Below are 18,755 nucleotides of genomic sequence, written 5' to 3'. Positions count from 1 at the left end.
GGTTAGAATACCGGCCTGTCACGCCGGGGGTCGCGGGTTCGAGTCCCGTCCGCTCCGCCACTTATTAAGAAGCCTCGCTGGAAACAGCGGGGCTTCTTATCGTTTACAGATTGGACTCTCACGAGCCTTCGGCTTGAGTCCCGGTCGAGCGCGACCCCGGCCGTTCCGCCACTTATACTAAGCCCAGTCGAAAGACTGGGCTTTTTTACGTTTGAAGGTTATGTTCGCCTTGCGGTCGAATGAATCCCGCCGGATCACTAGCCCTGACAAGGTACCCCGTCGTTCCGAAAGAAATAATAAGCAAAGAAAAAGGGTAGCGAAGCTACCCTTGCCGCGAAGGCAGAAAGCCTGCGAAATGTAACAGCAAAGCGCGTGTTACTTTAGGACTCAACGTGTATCCCCAGCACTAGCCTCGGCAGTGGTACGGCTAGTACTGAGAAAGGAGGAAACTTACAAGTTTAAGAATGTTTTTAATTGGCGGACCACTTTCTCAGACTGCTCGCGATTCTCCATTTCGGCAAATAGTCGCAACAGAGGCTCGGTGCCCGAAAAACGAGCTAATGCCCAGCCGCCATTTTTGAAGTAGACCTTGGCACCGTCAGCATAGCTGACACGTTCAATCTCCCATTCAAAATCAGGCAGTTCTTTGTTGATGTATATCCGGTCGTAGAGGGCTTGCCGAGCGGCGGGGCGGAAAGTGCAGTCACCTTCCGCGGTATACGCAAAACCGTATTTGCCGTAGATTTCATCGAGCATTTCCGACAGTTTTTTGCCTGTCACGCTGATCATTTCAACCAGCAAGCTGGACGCAAATACGCCATCCTTACCTTTGATATGGCCACGTATTGTCAGGCCGCCAGAGCTTTCACCACCAATAAGCGAATCATCGGCTTCCATTTGTGAGCTAATGTGCTTAAAGCCTACTGGTACCTCAAAGCTCTTTTCGCCATGATCGGCAGCAATCTTATCAAGGATGTGCGTTGTGGCAATGTTACGCACTACAGAGCCTTTCCAACCTTTATATTCAAGCAGGTAGTAATAGAGCAGCAGTAGGACTTCGTTAGGATGGATGAAGTTGCCTTTTTCATCGATGATCCCGAGTCGGTCAGCATCGCCATCGGTACCAATACCGATGTCGTAACCTTCTTGAGCAACAAGGTGCATTAGCCGATAAAGTGTTGCGGCATTTGGTGATGGCATTAAACCACCAAAATCTGGATTTTTGCCATCATTGATCACGTCGACTTCACAGCGACCATTGATTAACACGGTTTGCAGTGCGTTTTTCGCCACACCAAACATAGGGTCAATCAGTACGCGTAAGTTGGCTTTTTTGATCGCATCAATATCGATAAAGTTAATGATTGAATCAACAAAGTTATTCATTGGGTTGATGATTTCAATCAGTTTGTCATCAATCGCTTGTTCAAAATCAACGTGTTTTACATGCTCAGATTTAAGCACTGCAATCTGCTGTTCAATCTTTTGCGTGATGACTTCATCAGCATCGCGACCACCTTCGATAAATATCTTAATACCGTTGTAGTCAGCAGGGTTGTGAGAAGCGGTAATACAAGCTGAATAAGCACAGTTACGCTCTTTGGCTTCAAACATTACGATTGGCGTTGGAACAAACTTGTCGATAAAGCTGACTTTGATGCTATTGGCCGCGAGGACTTCAGAAAACCAACAAGCGGCTTTATTTGACAGAAAACGACGGTCATAACCAATAATGAAGCCGTGTTCAGCGACTTTTTCATCATTAATTATGTTTGATAGTGCTTGGGCAACAAGGCAGACATTGTCTTTGGTAAATTCTTCACCAATGAAAGCGCGCCAGCCACCTGTACCAAATTGGATCATGGGATATTCCTTAGGAAAGAGGGCAGCAGTGCGACTGCTGCCCATCAGGTTAGCCTAGTGTTACGATAACGTCGTTAACAGTGCCTTCCGCTTGAACGGCTACTGTTGTACCTGTTACCAGATCGCCGTTAATCATTATGGATTTCACGCCTTTGCTCACTGAATCAGGATTGACCACCTGGATGTTGTATGTCGCACCAAGCCATTGGCGAGTTACTTCAAAGCCTGGCCAGTTTGTTGGGATACAAGGATCGATGGTCAGGCCATCAAAACCAGTACGAACACCGAGAATAAAGTTAGTCACAGCGAAGTACGCCCAGCCAGAAGTGCCCGTTAACCAAGGGTGGTTAGCGCGGCCATGATCTTGGTGATCTCGGCCCATGACGAACTGAACGTATGAGTAAGGTTCGGCATAACGTTTTTCAATCATGTCGTTTTGGTTGTATGGGTTTAGGGCATCGAAAAACTTCATTGCACGGTCACCGCGGCCTAGCTTCGCTTCAGCAACCCATGCCCAAGGGTTAGGGTGGGAGAAAATCGCGCCGTTTTCTTTTACACCTTGGTAGACGCGAGTAACGAAACCAATATCATCGTTTGGTGTTGCGAAGGATGGTGAGTTTAGGTGTAAGCCGTACTCTGAATACAAGTTCTCATCAACTGCATCCATTGCTTTTTCGCCGCGTTCTTGCGACACCGCGCCCGATAGAACGGCTAATGTGTTTGACTCAAGGTGAACACGGCCTTCGGTTTGCTGCGCAGTACCGATCTTGTCACCATTCTTCGTTAGACCACGGATGTACCAACCACCTTCATCATCCCAAAGGTGTGTTTCACATGCTTCGCGAACGTTAGCTGCCATTATGGTGTACTTCTGAATATCAGCATCGTTGCCAAGGTATTTAGCAAGGTCAATAAACTCTTGTAGAGCCCAGAAGTGAAGGAATGACACCATTGAAGACTCACCACCGCCTAAGTTTAGGCAGTCGTTCCAGTCAGCGCGCAGGCCTTTACAGATACCGGTTTGTCCCACGTATTCTGCAGAGAAGTCTAGTGCGGCTTTCATGTGGTCATAGACAGTTGCGTCGCCGCCATCTGCGTATGGGATCACTTCGTTAAAGAAGCTGTGCTCGCCAGTTTCCATGACGTATCTACAGATCGTTGGAATTAACCACAAGTGATCATCAGAGCAGGTGTCTTCAATGCCGTGGATCTTGTCATCATCAGATGGCGTTGGAACGACCGTTGGTGATTTAGATGGTTCAACATCTGCTTTTTCTGGATCAAACCAATCGGGATCGAATAAGTGTAGACCGTAACCCGCTTTCACTTGGCCGCGCAGTAAGTCAACCAAGCGCTTACGCGTCATTGTTGGGTTAGCATGAGGCACCGATATTGCGTCTTGCGCAGTATCGCGATAACCCAAGCCTGTACGACCACCTACTTCAATGAATGAAGCGAAACGTGACCAAACCACACAGGTTTCTGCTTGGTACAGCGTCCAAGCGTTGATCATTGTGTCTAGGCCTTCGTTAGGCGATTTAACTTGGAATTTTTCACAGCGCTCATTCCAGTGTTGTTTTATACCAGCAAAGGCATTATCAACTTCAGCGAGATCTTGGTACTTCGCACGCAGACGATCACCGTTACCTTTACCGATACCTAGGATGCAGGCAAAACGTACTTCCTCACCCGGCTGGATGGTGAATTGCTTATGTAAGGAACCGCAATGGTTGTAACACGTTTGTGCAGTGTTGAAACATTTTCCCTGTTCAACGGCGAGTGGGTTCGCTTCATCACGGTATGTACCTAAGAAGCTATCACGTTGACCATCATATGAGTCTGGATCAAAGGTAGATGCGAGGTAGTAGAAACCCTCGAAATCGTTGGTGTTGTAGTAAAGATCGTATGTGATCACGCCATCCTTGTATGATGTCCCCGCAGAGTACAAAGACATCTGATGGTTTTGGTTGTCAGATTGGATGTGGCTGAAAGAGAACTCTACAAAAGAGAAAACGCTAATAGTACGTGGCTTGTCAGACGTGTTTTTGATCACAACATCCCATACCTCGGCATCTTCACCTTTTGGTACAAACAGAGTCTTGGTGGCTTCGATGCCGTTGTAGTCACACTTGAATTTCGAGTAAGACAGGCCATGACGAACTTCGTAGCTTGCTTCGTCCAGGCTTTTTGCCACTGGTTGCCAGGAGATAGACCAATAGTCACCGGTTTCATCATCGCGCAGGTAGACATAGTGGCCCGGGCGGTCGAAGGTCGCATTCGGTCGGAACTTGGTCACTCGGTTGTATTCTGGTGAGTTATAGAATGAGTAACCGCCTGCGTTATGTGAGATTACGGTACAAAATTTTTCGGTTCCCAAGTAGTTGGTCCAAGGTGCAGGCACATCGGGACGAGTGATCACATACTCTCTACTGTCGTTATCAAAAAAGCCGTATTTCATGGTGGTTTAATCCTTTTATTGTAATCGTTGCCCTGCGCCTTACTCGCAGCGACGGTAATTGATGCCTACTTTGTCCAAATAAGCGAACTGCCCGTTGAGACGGGCTGAAAAGTCTGCCCAGCTACGATTTTCAGGGGCTGTCCAGGCGACCTCTGCAATGGCGAGCAAGCGTGGGTAGAGCATGTATTCGAGTCGGCTTTTGCTATTAACAAGCTCACACCACAGGGCGCACTGGATCCCCCTGACATGCTGGTGAGCTGGGTCGTCAGTCGGTAATTTGGCCAACGGTTGGTACTGGTAGGCTTGCTCAAGAGGAAGCCGTCCTGCCCAATCGACGCCAGCTTCATCGGCAGACTCGCCCTGCGCTAAGTCGAGATAGGTTGCCTGAGCCGGCTGCATAACCACGTCATAGCCAGCTTGAGCACATTTCTGTCCTGCTTCTTCGCTCAGCCAGGAAAAAATGATGGTATCTTTGCTGACTTTGTCACCTTGGGTGGCTTCTTCCCAGCCCATCATCCGTTTGCCCTTATTACTAAGGTGCTTTTCGGCAAAACGTAATAAATGGCCTTGAAGTTCTTTGGGATCCTCATAACCATGTTTTTCCATTAGAGCACGGCAAGCGGGACTATCAGCCCATACGCCCGAAGGTACTTCATCGGCACCGATGTGAAGGTATGGGGCAGGGAAAAGATCACAGATTTCATCCAGGACATTGGCAATAAAGGTATAGGTGCCCTCCAGAGCTGGCGACAGGATATTGTCGTTGTAGCCTTGGATGCTGCGGTAAATCGACTTGTCATCGGGATCGGTCAGCAGGGCTGGCAACGACTTGATGGCTGCTCGGCTGTGTCCCGGTATGTCTATTTCAGGTATTACCATGATGCCGCGGTCGGCGGCGTAACGAATAATGTCGCGGGCTTCTTGTTTGCTGTAGTAGCCGCCATAACGCTGGCTAATGGTGGTAAATTGCGGCTGGATAAGCTCGTTGGGCCCTCGCCAGGCGCCCGTCTGGGTCAGTTCTGGGTAGGCATCTATCTCAATCCTCCAGCCCTCATCATCCGTAAGGTGCCAATGGAAGATGTTGAATTTGAAGCGCGCTAGCTGATCAAGTAAAAATTTGATCCTCTCGACGGGATGAAAATGGCGGGCGCAATCAAGCATCATGCCGCGGTGGGCAAAGTGTGGCTCGTCACAGATTTCCACCATAGGAATATGATAGGCCATGTCTGCCTGATGACTGGGTTGTGACGGCAGCAATTGCAACAAGGAAGCGGTGGCATGGCTGAAGCCGCTTTCGGTACTGGCCATGAGCCAAATATCGTCTTGTTCAACCAGTAGTTGATAGGCGCTGTCCGCGAGGTGTTCGCGGTATTGGTAATGGATGCTACCCGCGGCGTGAACGGCCACCTTTTCATTAAGCAGGTTTTCAAGCTCTGTGCTTATCCAGCGACTGCTCCCCTCAGCAAGAGGAGTGTCAATCTCAATAGCAGTGTGTGGGGTCAGGGCAAAAAGCCCTCCCAGTGGCTTGAGGTGCTGCGGGGCAGGAATAATATTGATTTCTGCTGCGGCCTCAAGTGCTGTGGTATGACGTTTGAGTTGAGGGTGTTGCAAGCCAAAAGCGGTGATCTCGACGGGCAGCGGATTAATCAACGACGTCGAATTACCGCTGCAGATAAAGGCATCGATGATCCCGTCGTCCAATAGGCTGAAAGGCTTGGTACCAACAGTAAACTCGGTATAGAAGTGGCCATTTGGCTTCAGTGCTTCCTTGCGGCCGGAAGTTAAAATATTGTAGCTTCCGGTTTGTTCCAGCTCGCCATGAGTCAAGCTGGAGGAATCAATCCAGCGGCCAAACGTAAAATGCAGTGACCACTGAGCCAGCGGTTTATCTGATAAGTTGTGCAACGTCAGGGCCAAGCGGGACTGATTTTGCTGCTGTTCTATGACGACAAAATCGAGACGAAAACTCATAGCAACCTCACAAAGGGTAAAGGTTGTGGTTAGCGCGGGCCATTGCCAGCGCACCATCCATAGCATCACCCAGAGGAGCGGTGATACGCTGTTGCAAAGGGGGGATCAGCCAAGGTGTGATCCGCTCGGCAATGCTGCCCATCAGGCAAATTTTTTCGGCACCACGGTTGGTGAGGGCCTTCATCCACATTTCAATATCGGATGCTGTTTGATTGAGTAGCTCGATGCCGAGTGTATCTCCTTGATAAGCATGTGAAAAAAATAGTGGATGAAAACTGCCCGTAATCACAAGGGCGGGCTGTTTTTGACCAGCTGACGATTGAATCGATATCTTGATTGAAATGGCTAATCACATGCTCAGCCAGTGGTGTGATTGGACGGAGTCCATCATGTGCCAGCAGGGTCTGCTGGATCAGGCGAAGCCCCATTACGGCACCACCACCTTGATCTGAAATAGGAAACTCGCGGCCGCCAACCACATGTTGCTCATTGTCTTTGAGTAGGATCCCGCATGATCCCGTACCGGCGATGAGAATGGCACCGTCCTCTCCTCCCCAAGCACCAAGGCAGGCCCCGTAGGCATCAGTATTGAGGGTAACGGTCGCAAACGGATGCGATAGCGACATGAATTCATACCAAGCCGATTGCTGTTCGGCACCGGCAAGGGCCAGGCCGACGGACATGGATGAGAAGCTGTCTTTACCCAGCCCAGCCGAAGCTGCGGCAGTGGCAATAGCATCGACGATGGAGGCCATGGCGAGCTTGGCACCAAGCATGATATTGGCACTGCCCGTTTTGGCCTCGCCCAATACGTGGCCGTTGTTGTCTGTGATCCTGGCACGGCAAGAGGTACCCCCACCGTCGACCCCGACGAAATAGAGAATTGAATTAGTCATTGTGTCGCTCCTTATACTGCAGCGCTACGGCCAACAAATACCAAGCTGCATGAGGAATCCATTGTTCTCCCCAACGCCAGTTTTGCAATATACCCTGATGTTGAGGGGCTGGGTTGAATGCGATGTCATGTTCGTTGTCAAATCCCGAAGTGATACCGTTGCATACCCCACCACGGGCATTGAAGAAACCCTGCTCCGGTAGGTAGTCCGGGTTGTTGCGGCCATGACCATCAAGCATCGATATGTCAAAAGGATTTAAGCCCAGCAGCCAATCCAGCAATTGCTGGCCATAGGCTTTTAATTGTGGTCGCAGTGACTGGCATGCGGCGTTGCCCGCAGCGAGGAATGCCATGCTGGCAAGGGAAGCCAAGCGGGCATTTTCACCCTGCCACCAGTAGCCAGTCTCGTTGTGGTGGGGAATGAAAAATGCTGACGCTTTACTGCCATCCAGTGGCTTGGTGTACTGGCGCGGATAGCCAAAGGGGTTGGTGACTTCATGGGTAATATCTAATTCGAATGCGACGGCATTGGCAACCACACAGCTCAATGCTTGTTGGCGTTTTGCTTCCGGCTCAACCGCCAAGTAATGAAGTAGGCTGATCACCGGTAACCCGGCTTCAGCCGCGTGAAAGTAGGGGCGAGAGCCATCACCGTTGGCGGACCAATAATGATTTTGCTGCGAATCGCTGTGTTGACGCTGGGCCAGCTTGTCGGCCCACAGGCGAGCTTGCTTGAGGAAGTCGCTATTGTCGGTGGCACGGAATAACTCTACCGCCGCCAGCAGAGCACAATATTCATCAATGATATTTTCACAGCCGTCATCGAGGTATTGTTGGTTGCATTCGATCAGGTGCCAATAGCCATGTTCGGCTGCCGTGAGGTAGCGGGCGCTGTTAACCGCAGGATAACCGATTTGTGATGCGGCAGGGCCTTGTAGGATCCGGCAAGCAGCGGCTAGAGCGGCTATGGCTACGCCTGCTCCTTGGCGGAAGCCTGCTTGGTAGTCAGTCGTTTTGTTACCGCTTTGATGGGCATAGCTACAAATCTCACGTTGGTCGGTTTGCTTGCTCCATTTATCGAATACCGTGGTATAGAAGAAGCCTCGTTCAGATTGCATATTCATCAGAAAATCGGCGCCATGTAGGGCTTCTTCCAGTAGGCGAGTGCGGGTGAAAGCGGAAAATGCTGGTTCCTCGGACAAGGCGTCGAAGGCGGTCAGCATATTCCAGACCACCATAGGGATTTGCTGGGGGTTAAAATAGTTGCTGAAAGAGAGGTGGCTGAGGTACTTGCTAACATCGCCTGAAGCATCATACCAGCCACCACGGACATCGACCCGGGTGTCGGTGCCCAGTAGCGGAATCGCTTGGTCAGCAAGATCAAACTTACCGCCACAGCGTTGGGATTTAAAATAGTGCAGGACATCGCTGAAGGTGCGAGTCATCAATAGCCCCTCGGCGATAGCAAATGGTTCAGACAAGTTTTCACCGACACGTAGTTGGTATTTCCCACACTCGGTGAGTGCGGAGAAATCGACTGTGTAGGTGAGTCCTGTATGCCATTGATCGACCGGACCACAGGTCTCAAGAGGCAGCTGCATAATAGGCTGGTGGCTGCGACGACATAACAGTTCGGCATGCAAGACATCAATCGCTGATGCCGATTGGATAACCGCCTGCTTGTGGCCATATTGCTCGTAGCCTAAATGATTAATTAACAGCTGCATGTTTCCTCCATCAATTCTCGTACAGGTAACAACGTACGAAGTGGTTGTCGGAGAGTTGGGTGATCCCGGGTAGCTGTTCGCGGCACTTGTCTGTTGCATGTGTGCAGCGGCCGGCAAATGGGCAGCCAAGACTCTCTGGTGTCCATAGAGGAATTTCCCCTTTGTTGCCTTTAAGCTTTTCGTGGATCGATTTCTTTGGATCTGGTACGGCGGACACTAACAACTGGGTATAAGGGTGCTGCGGATCGTGGATGATTTCTTCTGTGTCTCCCCACTCGACCATATGACCGACATACATGACGGCCAGATCTTCGGCGATATAGCGGGCTGTTGCGATATCGTGGGTGATATACAGCAGTGCCATCTCACGTTCGAACTTCATTTCTTCCATCAGGTTGAGGACGCCGGCGCGGATAGAGACATCCAGCATGGAAGTCGGTTCGTCAGCCAGCACAACTTCGGCACCGACGGCAATATTCCTTGCTAAGTTAACGCGCTGGCGTTGGCCTCCGGAAAGCTGGTGCGGGTATTTCGCCGCCGTTTCCTTTGGTGGGATCAGACCGACCTGTTCGAGCAGATCGTAGACCCTTTCTTCCAGCTCCTTTTTGTTGCCTTTGCTGACCTTGTTATGGATCAGCAGAGGACGGGCAACATGGTGGAAAATGGTATGTGTTGGGTTCAACGAGCCGAATGGGTCTTGCCATACCATCTGGATCCCTTGGCGGTACTGCATGAGATCGGCTTTTTTCTCAATGGTAGCTATATCGCGCCCGTAGTACTCGATTTTACCGCCAGTTGGGGCGTACATCTTGGCTATCATCTTGGCCGTGGTCGACTTGCCCGAGCCAGATTCCCCGACGACGGCCAAACCGCGGCTTTTATACATTTTGAATGACACGTCGTTGATGGCACGCATCATGGATTTTTTTAGCGAGTTGCTGTTAACCGAGAAGTCCTTGATCAGGTTCTTCCCTTCAATAATTGGTTGTCCGGTTGGTTTGCTCATAATGCTTCCTATTCCTTAATTTCTAACTGCTTTTGTTAAATAGGTGGCAGTTACTAAAACGGCTGGGTTCCAGCTGACGGAGCTGAGTCGCTTGACTGAAACAGGCATCATGGGCCTTGCTGCAGCGGGCCTGGAAGCGACATCCAGTAGGAACTTCCAATAAGTTGAGCGGGTTGCCTGGGATCCCTTTCAGGCGGGGTTTTGGTCCGGTCAGTGGAGGGAAAGAGCTCCCCAGTCCTTCGGTATAAGGATGGAAAGGGTCTTCGAGGATCTGCTTGGATGGCGCGACCTCAACCAACTCACCGGAATACATGATGCCGATACGATCGGAGAACTCGACCATCAACGACAGATCATGGGTAATGAACAGGATGGAAAAGCCAAACTCTTCTTTCAGGGCGTAGATCTTCTGCAGGATCTCACGCTGTACCACCACATCGAGGGCCGTGGTCGGCTCATCCATAATGATCATCTTCGGATTCAGAGCCAAAGCAATGGCTATGACCAGGCGTTGGCGCATACCACCGGAGAACTGGTGCGGGAAGTCACGCAATCGGCTTGGGTGAATGTCCACGATTTCCAATAGACCTTCTGCTCGGCGAACTGCCTGCTGGCGGGTCATAGCGGTATGGCGCATGATCACATCACAGAACTGCTCTTCCAGCGTTAGGACCGGGTTCAGGGCGTTCATCGCACTCTGAAACACCATCGAGATCTCACTCCAGCGGAAGGCGGACATCTGCGCTTCGTTGAATTTCAGAATGTCGCCATGACCGTCGAAGATAACCTCGCCACCGGTAATGAATGCTGGCGGCTTATGCAGGCGCATCAAGGAGAAGGCAACGGTGGATTTACCACAGCCCGATTCGCCTGCCAGGCCAAAGATTTCGCCTTTGCCGATATCAAAGCTGACGTTGTTTACTGCGCGTACATCACCGGCATCGGTAATGTAGTCAACACACAGGTTGCGGATAGAAATTTGTGGGTTGCTCATTACTTCTCTCCCCCTTCAAGGGCAGGCTGAGGTGTGATAGTTGCCTCAGCTTTCTGATTTTCTTTTGCCATGTTTTTCCAACGGCGCATGCCTTTGTGCGAGCGCAGCTGCGGGTTGGCGATTTCATCAACGGCGAAGTTCAGCATTGCTAGGCCGATAGCAATGAATGTCAGGGCCAGACACGGTGCCAATAGTTCCCACCAAGCGCCGACTAGCATGGATGACGAGGTTTGTACGTTGTAGAGCATGATGCCCCAGCTGATGGAGTTCGGGTTGCCAAGGCCAAGAAACGACAGCGTAGCCTCCATCATAATGGCGAGCATGACGGAACCGATGAAGCTTGCACCGACAATGGAAATCAGGTTCGGAAGAATTTCGACAAAGATAATGCGAGCTGAAGACTCCCCCAGCACTTCTGCAGCCTTGACGAATTCTTTTTCACGCAAGGAGAGTGTCTGCGCCCTGACGACACGGGCACCCCATGCCCATGAGGTCATCCCGATCACTATGGCGATAGTCAGCGGTCCGGCTTGGCCAATAAAGGCGGCAATCACGAACAGCAGCGGTAGCTGGGGGATCACCAACATGATGTTCATAGCTGCCGACAGGATGTCATCGACCCGGCCACCGAAGTAACCAGCAGAAACCCCAATGACGGTTGCTAAAAAGCACACCATAATACCGGCACCGAAGCCTACGGCGAGTGAGGTACGGGCACCGTAAACCACCTGCGACCAGACATCACGGCCCATACGGGTTGTGCCGAGGACGTGGTCCGCATCCTTTGACATGCGCAGGGTACGTTTGCTGTCAGCCAGGTTTGTGGCAACCCAGCCGTCAGGGTTATTTTGGGCTGCCTTTACGACAAAAGCAGGGTATTCGTGCGGGTTACCGGTGCGCTTGTCCGGCGCATACTCAGTGATGACCGGGGCAAATATCGCACCAAAAAGAAAGGTAGCGATAACGATCAGGCCAAACAGGGCCTTAGTATTACTGGAAAGTAGCTTGATGAGTCCTTTCATGATTATTTGCCTCCCTTACGCAGGCGCGGATCCAGAGCAACAATAAGAATGTCGGCCATAAAGTTGAAGAACAGCATGAACATAGTCATGATCAGCAGCTGGCCTTGCAGTACTTGATAGTCGCGTTGATTAATAGCGTTTAGCAATACGGTGCCAAGGCCTGGGTAGTTGAAGATCATTTCGATGATCAGCTGTCCGCCAATGGCCATACCGATAGCCATCGACAGGGCGGTGACACTTGGCAGCATGGCGTTCCGGGCAGCGTACTTGAAGACTATGCGGTTTTCACTCAGGCCCTTACCTTTTGCCATCGTGATATAGTCTTCATTTAGCAGGTTGATCATGTTGTTACGCATATTGATCAGGAAGCCGCCAATCTGGATGATCGTGGCACAGAACAGTGGAAGCACGGCGTGGTAACCCACATCTAAGTAGAAGTCCCAACTGGTCCAGTCAGGCGTTCTTCCTGGGGTATAGGCGTAAGTCGACGGGAACCATTTGGTCCCGATCGCAAAGGTGTAGAGTACCAACATGGCAACGACTACGGGCGGCACTGCCTGTACAACCAACATACCCGGTGAAATGAAGGCGTCGTATTTGCTGCCGCGCTTCCAGGCTGCAAAAATTCCCAATGTTGAACCTAGACAGAAAGCTAAGATCACAGCGGTACCGGCTAGGAACAGCGACCAGCCAACGGCATTGCCCAGCATTTCGTTAACGGTCTGCGGGTAGGTTTGGATTGATATCCCTAAGTCCCATGACAGGATACCTTTGACGTAGATAAAGTACTGCTGGTACATCGGGCCGTCGACAAAGCCCAATAGCTCTTTCATGGCAGCAATACGTTCAGGGGTCACTTGAACTGCCGCATTGGCAAACATCATGGTGACCGGATCACCCGGCATTGCCCGGGGAATGATAAAGTTAATTGTTATTGCGAACAGGAGCGCAATAAAATAAAAACTAAGTCTTCGTACAAAAAATCCCATAACTCACACCTTAAAATATCCAGCTTCTTCAACCAGATTTCAGACACACTCTTCCCTGACCACTGGCCATCGTTATTTCTAAGGGGAAGGTTGAAGGGGCGGTGCGCAAGGTGCGCACCGCAAATTGCGGAAATTACGATTTAGGTTTTAGGTCAAGCACTTGCAGTAAACGCTCTTGGGTGTTGGTGATTGGCATTGGACGTCCTTTCGGATTGCTCTCGTTCCACCAACCGGTAAAGCGTGCTGTGTTGTACTGAGAGGTGTAAGCTCCTGACATCACTGGGATCGTTACCTGATTCTCGGCAATGATCTTCTGGATAGCGTGAGCCATCTTCACCTGCTCGTCGCGGTCAGCTGTTTTGTAGAATCCAGCTAGCAGGTTATCCAGTTTCTCGTTATTCCAGTAGTGCAGGGCGAAGCGAGGCATGCCTTCGTTTGCCTGGAAACGAGAGTGGTAACCACTATCCCAGTATGTGTAAGGATCCGCACCGTGGAAGTAGTTGGTGTATGCGACATCATACGTTGCATCTAGCATTGCTTGGTTGTAAACAGAGAAATCAGGTGTGCTTGCCTTGACCTTGATACCCACTTCTTGCAGCATTTCAACACTTAACTGAACCGTATTGTTGAAATCTGTCCAGCCGTTTGGTGACTGAATCGATAGTTCGATGTTCTTGCCTGTCGGCGTTTCGACAAAGCCGTCGCCATTGGTATCTTTGAAGCCTGCTTTTTTGAGTAGTGCTTTAGCATTGGCGACATTGTAGGTCATGTATGGCTTGTACTTTTCGTACACAGCGTTATCAGACCATGAAGCAAATGCCTGGCCTAGACCTGACGCGTAGTCGTTCACAACACCGCCGCCGTAGAAGGCGATATCGATGATAGTTTCACGGTCGATAGCCATAGAGAAGGCACGGCGGAAATCAATGTTGTTGATTGCTTCGTGGTTGCCTTCTTTTGGCGAATTGTAGTTCATCACGAATGCTTGCGAACCGCCGGCAGGATACCAGTACTTGTTATCTGGGCTTGCTGCTGCGTATGTGCTGTCGACATCTGGAATGAAAGCGTATGTCCAGTCAAACTGGCCGCTCAGTACTTGACCAAGGAACTGATCGTTACCGCCAACCTGTGGTACGCGTAGGCAGTCAACCTCTAGGTTATCGTTATCCCAGTAGTTAGGGTTGCGGCACTGGGTGTATAGTTGAGGTGTGAAGGTGTCAATTTCAGTAAACGGACCGGTACCTACAGGGTTCTCGTTGGTGAAGCGCGTTGGATCCTCTACTTTGCTCCAGATGTGCTGTGGAACGATCGCTACTTTGGAAATCAAGTAAGGAACGTTGGAGTTAGCTTCTGCCAGACTGAAGATCACCTTGTTGCCTTTCGCTTCGACGTCTTTCAGGCGGGCATTGATACCCGTGCGGTCTAGCTCTGGGTTCTTTTTCAGCAATTCAAAGCTATATGCAACATCTTTAGCAGAGAACGTTTTGCCGTCAGACCATTTTACGCCATCACGAATTTCAAAGGTCACCTGCATCAGGTCGTCAGACATGTAATAGTCTTTCGCTAAACGCATAACAGGTTCGTTACCTTTTAGCTCATTAAATACCACCAATGGCTCGAACAAGAAGTCATAGGAGGTGTCCAATTGAGTCTGTAGGTAAGGGTTAAAGTTACGTACAAAAGTTGGATAGAATTTAGAAACAATGGTTAGTTCACTGCGCTCTGCAGCAGTCACCATCGGGGCGGCTAACATGGTTGACGCGGCTGCGACAACGGCTAGCGCTAACTGAGTTTTCTTTATATTGGCAAGCATAGCTGTTCCTTACTCTTTGCTTTTAGTTTCACTTATGGACAAAAACCCGTACCTACGGGGAGGAAGAACCTGCTTTATTCAAGCTGAGTAACGCACTCGAACAAATGGCCTTGCAGGCTCTGTGTGCCTTAAGGAAACTCCTGATTGGCAAAACGGTCAATCAGGCTGCCCGTCAAAAACGTTAAATTCGTTTAATCTTCCGTAAAAAACGTTAATAACGGACTGTGATCTAACGCTTGCCTATCTATTACGTGTGCTTAAGATCGCAAATTACCTATCGGCGTTTCATACTGATAAATTTATTCATTATTATTTAATTGCTTTAAATCAGGTGCTTACATGTTTAAATTTCGATGGGTTATGTAACGGAGTTAAAATCCCCCCTTAATTACGTGCGGAAAATTTATGGGTTGAGTTTGTTGTGATAACCTTCTCATAAACCGAAAATTTTCGGTAAAACAGGGGGGGTTAGCCTGGCCTAAGGCGATTTTTGCGGAGTTTTTGGCCAGTGTATCACCGCTGAATATCGCTTTTTTTGCGTTTTTAGAGGGATAATTTGAGGCAAAAAAAAGCCTGCCCGAGGCAGGCTTTACACGTTCAGGTATTACTACTGGTTGATGATATGCTGCAGTTGCTCTTTCATTGTCAGCAGGTCTTTATAAGCAGCGGTATTGCGAGGGCTGCGCTCCAAGACAAAGTCAATGGTACTGAGCACGGTTCGCCAGCGCGGCGTTTTCGGTAGTGTTTCCAAGTGCAGGTATTTATCTAATGTGCGGGTTTGCAGGGTGCTGCGGTCGAGGTATACCCGCCACAGGCCACTTTCTTCAGCCAGTTCAAACTTGGTTTTCTGGGTTGACTCTTCCCACTGTGCCAGGGTTACCTTCATGATTTCGACTAACAATTCACGCAAGGCGTCATTCTTGCTCTTGCCGTTGTTATTGCCTTCCAGCTTATCGGCCAGTGAGCAGAACTCGTCACCGAGGTGGCGTAGCTTTTGTAAATTATCCTTATTGCGGTTGAAAGCAAAGCCTGACAGGACGTCGACGGCATTTTCGAGCACTTCTATTCGGTGGCTGCTGGTTTGGCCCTGATTATCAAAGATAAACATCCGCTGCAGTCCCGACTCTTCTGGCAGGTTAATGACATCGGTATCAAGTGATATTAGGCTGTCGCCAACCTTGAACATCAAGCTGCCATGGAAGTGGTGGCTTCGGCTGATATCCTGGGGGAGGTGGGTGGCCAGAATATCTTCGATATGGTGGCGTTCCACTTGCTCCGGAGAGCGATTGAAAAGCTTGCCAGCAGCGGTGTTAGCATAGCGAATACGCCCTCCACTTTGAACGCAGAGAATGGCTTCATTGGAGGACTCAAGCAAGCCAAGTAGGCGGTTCTGGGTTTCCAATAGGCTATTCTCCACTTGTTCCCTACGCTCGATCTCTTCAGCAAGACGTTGGTTCTCTAGTTGTTGTCGCTCGGTTTGTCCTGCCTTGAGGTGGGCACCAATACGGGCGGTCAGCTCTTCTTTGTTGAAGGGTTTGGTCAGGTAGTCATTAGCCCCGGATTCAAATCCGCGGATCCTATCCTGCACTTGTCCAAGCGCCGAGAGCATAATGATCGGCAGCTCCAGCATACTGTAGCGCTGCCGCAGTTGCTCACAGACCTCGTAGCCTGACATTTCGGGCATCATGATATCCAGCAGCATCAATGCCGGTTGGTGGCTTTCAACTAGCGTCAGGGCTTGCGGGCCACTTTCTGCGGTGATCACCCGGTATCCTTCCAGGCGGAGAAAGTTATGGAGAACCTGCAGGTTCACTGGCTCATCGTCGACAATGAGGAGTAGATCGCCATCAGGGCTCTCTTCTATCTCTTCCAGCTCGCAGGCGTATGTTTCTGGTGATGGGATTTGGAAGTGGTTGTTGCGATTGGACACTTCTTTGCTGGCAATATCGCTGTCGGATGCTAGGTTCAGTGTGAAGCTGAATGTGGTGCCAATCATCGGTTGGCTACTGACATAAAGCCGTCCACCCATTAGTGCAATAAGCTGGCGGCTGATCGAAAGGCCCAGGCCTGAGCCTTGGCGGTAGTTGCCTGATTGGGTGTTGGCTTGGATCAGCGGCTCGAAAATATGCTCTAGCTGTTCGGCAGGGATCCCTTGGCCGGTATCAACTACCTGAATCCGGATCTGGGACTCCAGCATAGTCGCAGACAGGATGATTTTTCCTTCAGAGGTATATTTGATGGCATTACCGACCAAGTTATAGAGGACTTGCTCCATTCGCTGCTCATCCCCTTGTACCAACGGCAAATCATTGGGGATTTGATTGATGATCCGAACCGGTTTGCTGCCAAGCAGGTGGCTCGAGAGTTCAAGTACCAGCCTGGCGGCAGAGGCGACATCCACCGCTTGCTTCTGGATATCAAGATCTCCGTATCGCATCTTGTGGTAGTCGAGCAGGTCATCGACCAAGTTAGTCAACCGCTGGCCGCTGTTGATCATGATTTCAAGCTGCCGGCGTTGTGAGTGCTGGACCGGGCCGTTGGCCCCTGCCAGCAGTGATTCTGCGATACCCACCATGCCATGCAGCGGGGTGCGCAGTTCGTGTGAGGTGGTGGCCAGGAATTCATCTTTGAGCTTATCGGCGGTTTGCAGCTCTTTGTTTTTTTGCTGGATGATTTGGAGGTTTTGCTCCAGCTCATTGTTTTGTTGGCGGATCAGGCTCATTTTTTCCCTGACGGATGACTGCATCCGGGCGAAGCTTACCGCCAGACGACCTATTTCGTCATAACGCTCGGTCCCTTCGATTTTTTGATCCATATCCCCGGCCGAGACTTGTTCAGCTGCCCAGGTTAACCGGAGCAGGGGAGCTGTGATGGAATTCGACAGCCAATGCGAGGCGATGATCACCAGCACGATAGCCGTTAGCATGGCGACAAAGAAAATGACCTCCAGCTGACGGATCCTGGCAAACGCTTCTTCCTCGGGCAGTTCGACGACCAGTGCCCATGGGCTATCCAAAATGGTAAGCGGGGCAAAGGCACTAAGGACTGGTACACCATTGAAGTTGGCAAAGCTACCGACCCCGCTGTCTCCTTCGAGAGCCCGGTTGATACTGTTACTGGAGAAAGACGCAGGGTCGTCATCGGAGGTAGGTAGTCGGGAATGGTGATCTTGGCCAACCAGAAGGGTTTGTACCGAATAGGAATTATTGCCGGTATCGCTGAGGAAGTCTTGGATTGACTGGTTGCTTAACTTGAACAACACGTAGCTGTGCAAATAGCCCTGCTGGATGATTGGAGCGGCGAACCAGGCTGAGAGAGTTTCTTCACCTTGTGCTGGGCTGAAATCAGTAAAGGCCACTGGTACTTGGTCGGCCATGTCTTGGGCGCGTTCAGTTTTTTGCTGGATCGCTGAAAATGTCTGACTCAGCGCCGGATAGGTTTGCGAAGCCTGAGGCAGATTGATACCGAAGATATCCGGGTTGTTGGCTGCATAGACAATGTTGCCGTTGATGTCGACCAGTAGAATATCACTGAAATTGGAGCGCTTTAGGTATTCTTCGTAAGCCCAGTTGTAGCGCTTGTACATCAGCCGGTAGCGTTCGTGGCCGACATAGTTGCCGGTACTTTGCTCGCCGAGTGATTTGTTGGCCAGAGTTTCGGTGTAGTATCGGCTTCTGCCTGTAGTGTCTAGAACTTCCGAGATGTCCCCGAGCTGGTGGTAGGCGCCGACGAGGCCATAAAAGCGACCACCACTGGCGTTGGCCAGCTCTGAGCGGGCAAAGCTTTGTACCTCAGATTCCCGAGCAACAAAGAAGTTGTTGAGCTGTTTCTTTTTATTGTCGAGAAGGGAGGCAAGGTGGTTGGTACTTTGTTCGGCCAGATCTTTGGTATGTGAATGGAGAAAGAATAGGGCCGACAGTATTAACGGGGTAATACTCAATACTAAAAAAGCCAGCATCAAGGTGTGTTTGAGCCGCTTGAAACGGGTACTCTGCTGCATTCCGGTGCCTGAAATTA

General features: G+C 50.4%; 10 protein-coding genes and 1 pseudogene. All 11 read right to left on the bottom strand.

Features of this window, described 5'->3' with window-relative positions:
* Window positions 1-450 precede the first annotated feature (450 nt).
* On the bottom strand, window positions 451-1,863 hold the full coding sequence (locus NHN17_RS12915) for a phosphoglucomutase/phosphomannomutase family protein (RefSeq protein ID WP_255042971.1): 1,413 nt from the start codon (window positions 1,861-1,863) through the stop codon (window positions 451-453).
* 49 nt (window positions 1,864-1,912) lie between these two features.
* Window positions 1,913-4,321, bottom strand: a complete 2,409-nt coding sequence (locus NHN17_RS12910; protein WP_255042970.1) for a glycoside hydrolase family 94 protein — start codon at window positions 4,319-4,321, stop codon at window positions 1,913-1,915.
* A 39-nt stretch (window positions 4,322-4,360) separates the two neighbouring features.
* On the bottom strand, window positions 4,361-6,292 hold the full coding sequence (locus tag NHN17_RS12905) for a beta-N-acetylhexosaminidase (protein ID WP_255042969.1): 1,932 nt from the start codon (window positions 6,290-6,292) through the stop codon (window positions 4,361-4,363).
* A gap of 7 nt (window positions 6,293-6,299) precedes the next feature.
* Window positions 6,300-7,176: pseudogene (locus NHN17_RS12900) on the bottom strand (glucosamine kinase nucleotide-binding domain-containing protein).
* 4 nt (window positions 7,177-7,180) lie between these two features.
* The gene (locus tag NHN17_RS12895) at window positions 7,181-8,914 is read right to left on the bottom strand and encodes a glycoside hydrolase family 9 protein (RefSeq protein WP_255042968.1); all 1,734 of its coding nucleotides are present in this window, start codon (window positions 8,912-8,914) and stop codon (window positions 7,181-7,183) included.
* 10 nt (window positions 8,915-8,924) lie between these two features.
* The gene (locus NHN17_RS12890; RefSeq protein ID WP_255042967.1) at window positions 8,925-9,920 is read right to left on the bottom strand and encodes an ABC transporter ATP-binding protein; all 996 of its coding nucleotides are present in this window, start codon (window positions 9,918-9,920) and stop codon (window positions 8,925-8,927) included.
* Window positions 9,921-9,942: 22 nt separating this feature from the next.
* The gene (locus NHN17_RS12885; RefSeq protein ID WP_255042966.1) at window positions 9,943-10,914 is read right to left on the bottom strand and encodes an ABC transporter ATP-binding protein; all 972 of its coding nucleotides are present in this window, start codon (window positions 10,912-10,914) and stop codon (window positions 9,943-9,945) included.
* A complete protein-coding gene (locus NHN17_RS12880) occupies window positions 10,914-11,936 on the bottom strand; it encodes an ABC transporter permease (RefSeq protein ID WP_255042965.1) in 1,023 nt (340 codons plus the stop codon). The genes NHN17_RS12885 and NHN17_RS12880 overlap by 1 nt, the downstream gene beginning before the upstream one ends.
* Window positions 11,937-11,938: 2 nt before the next feature.
* Window positions 11,939-12,925 carry an ABC transporter permease gene (locus NHN17_RS12875; RefSeq protein ID WP_255042964.1) on the bottom strand — a complete coding sequence of 329 codons (987 nt, stop codon included), beginning with the start codon at window positions 12,923-12,925 and terminating at the stop codon, window positions 11,939-11,941.
* A 133-nt stretch (window positions 12,926-13,058) separates the two neighbouring features.
* A complete protein-coding gene (locus tag NHN17_RS12870) occupies window positions 13,059-14,738 on the bottom strand; it encodes an ABC transporter substrate-binding protein (RefSeq protein ID WP_255042963.1) in 1,680 nt (559 codons plus the stop codon).
* Between the two features lie 607 nt (window positions 14,739-15,345).
* Window positions 15,346-18,738, bottom strand: coding sequence for a hybrid sensor histidine kinase/response regulator (locus tag NHN17_RS12865; RefSeq protein ID WP_255042962.1), 3,393 nt, complete (start codon window positions 18,736-18,738; stop codon window positions 15,346-15,348).
* Window positions 18,739-18,755 lie beyond the last annotated feature (17 nt).

Origin of the sequence: Photobacterium pectinilyticum (assembly GCF_024357955.1) — a bacterium.
GTDB lineage: Bacteria > Pseudomonadota > Gammaproteobacteria > Enterobacterales > Vibrionaceae > Photobacterium > Photobacterium pectinilyticum.
This window is presented reverse-complemented; position numbering and strand designations above follow the sequence as displayed.

Bases quoted from the DNA above. Each gene is read 5' to 3' on its own strand.
- NHN17_RS12915 (WP_255042971.1), bottom strand. From the start codon at position 1,863: ATGATCCAATTTGGTACAGGTGGCTGGCGCGCTTTCATTGGTGAAGAA.
- NHN17_RS12910 (WP_255042970.1), bottom strand. From the start codon at position 4,321: ATGAAATACGGCTTTTTTGATAACGACAGTAGAGAGTATGTGATCACT.
- NHN17_RS12905 (WP_255042969.1), bottom strand. From the start codon at position 6,292: ATGAGTTTTCGTCTCGATTTTGTCGTCATAGAACAGCAGCAAAATCAG.
- NHN17_RS12895 (WP_255042968.1), bottom strand. From the start codon at position 8,914: ATGCAGCTGTTAATTAATCATTTAGGCTACGAGCAATATGGCCACAAG.
- NHN17_RS12890 (WP_255042967.1), bottom strand. From the start codon at position 9,920: ATGAGCAAACCAACCGGACAACCAATTATTGAAGGGAAGAACCTGATC.
- NHN17_RS12885 (WP_255042966.1), bottom strand. From the start codon at position 10,914: ATGAGCAACCCACAAATTTCTATCCGCAACCTGTGTGTTGACTACATT.
- NHN17_RS12880 (WP_255042965.1), bottom strand. From the start codon at position 11,936: ATGAAAGGACTCATCAAGCTACTTTCCAGTAATACTAAGGCCCTGTTT.
- NHN17_RS12875 (WP_255042964.1), bottom strand. From the start codon at position 12,925: ATGGGATTTTTTGTACGAAGACTTAGTTTTTATTTTATTGCGCTCCTG.
- NHN17_RS12870 (WP_255042963.1), bottom strand. From the start codon at position 14,738: ATGCTTGCCAATATAAAGAAAACTCAGTTAGCGCTAGCCGTTGTCGCA.
- NHN17_RS12865 (WP_255042962.1), bottom strand. From the start codon at position 18,738: ATGCAGCAGAGTACCCGTTTCAAGCGGCTCAAACACACCTTGATGCTG.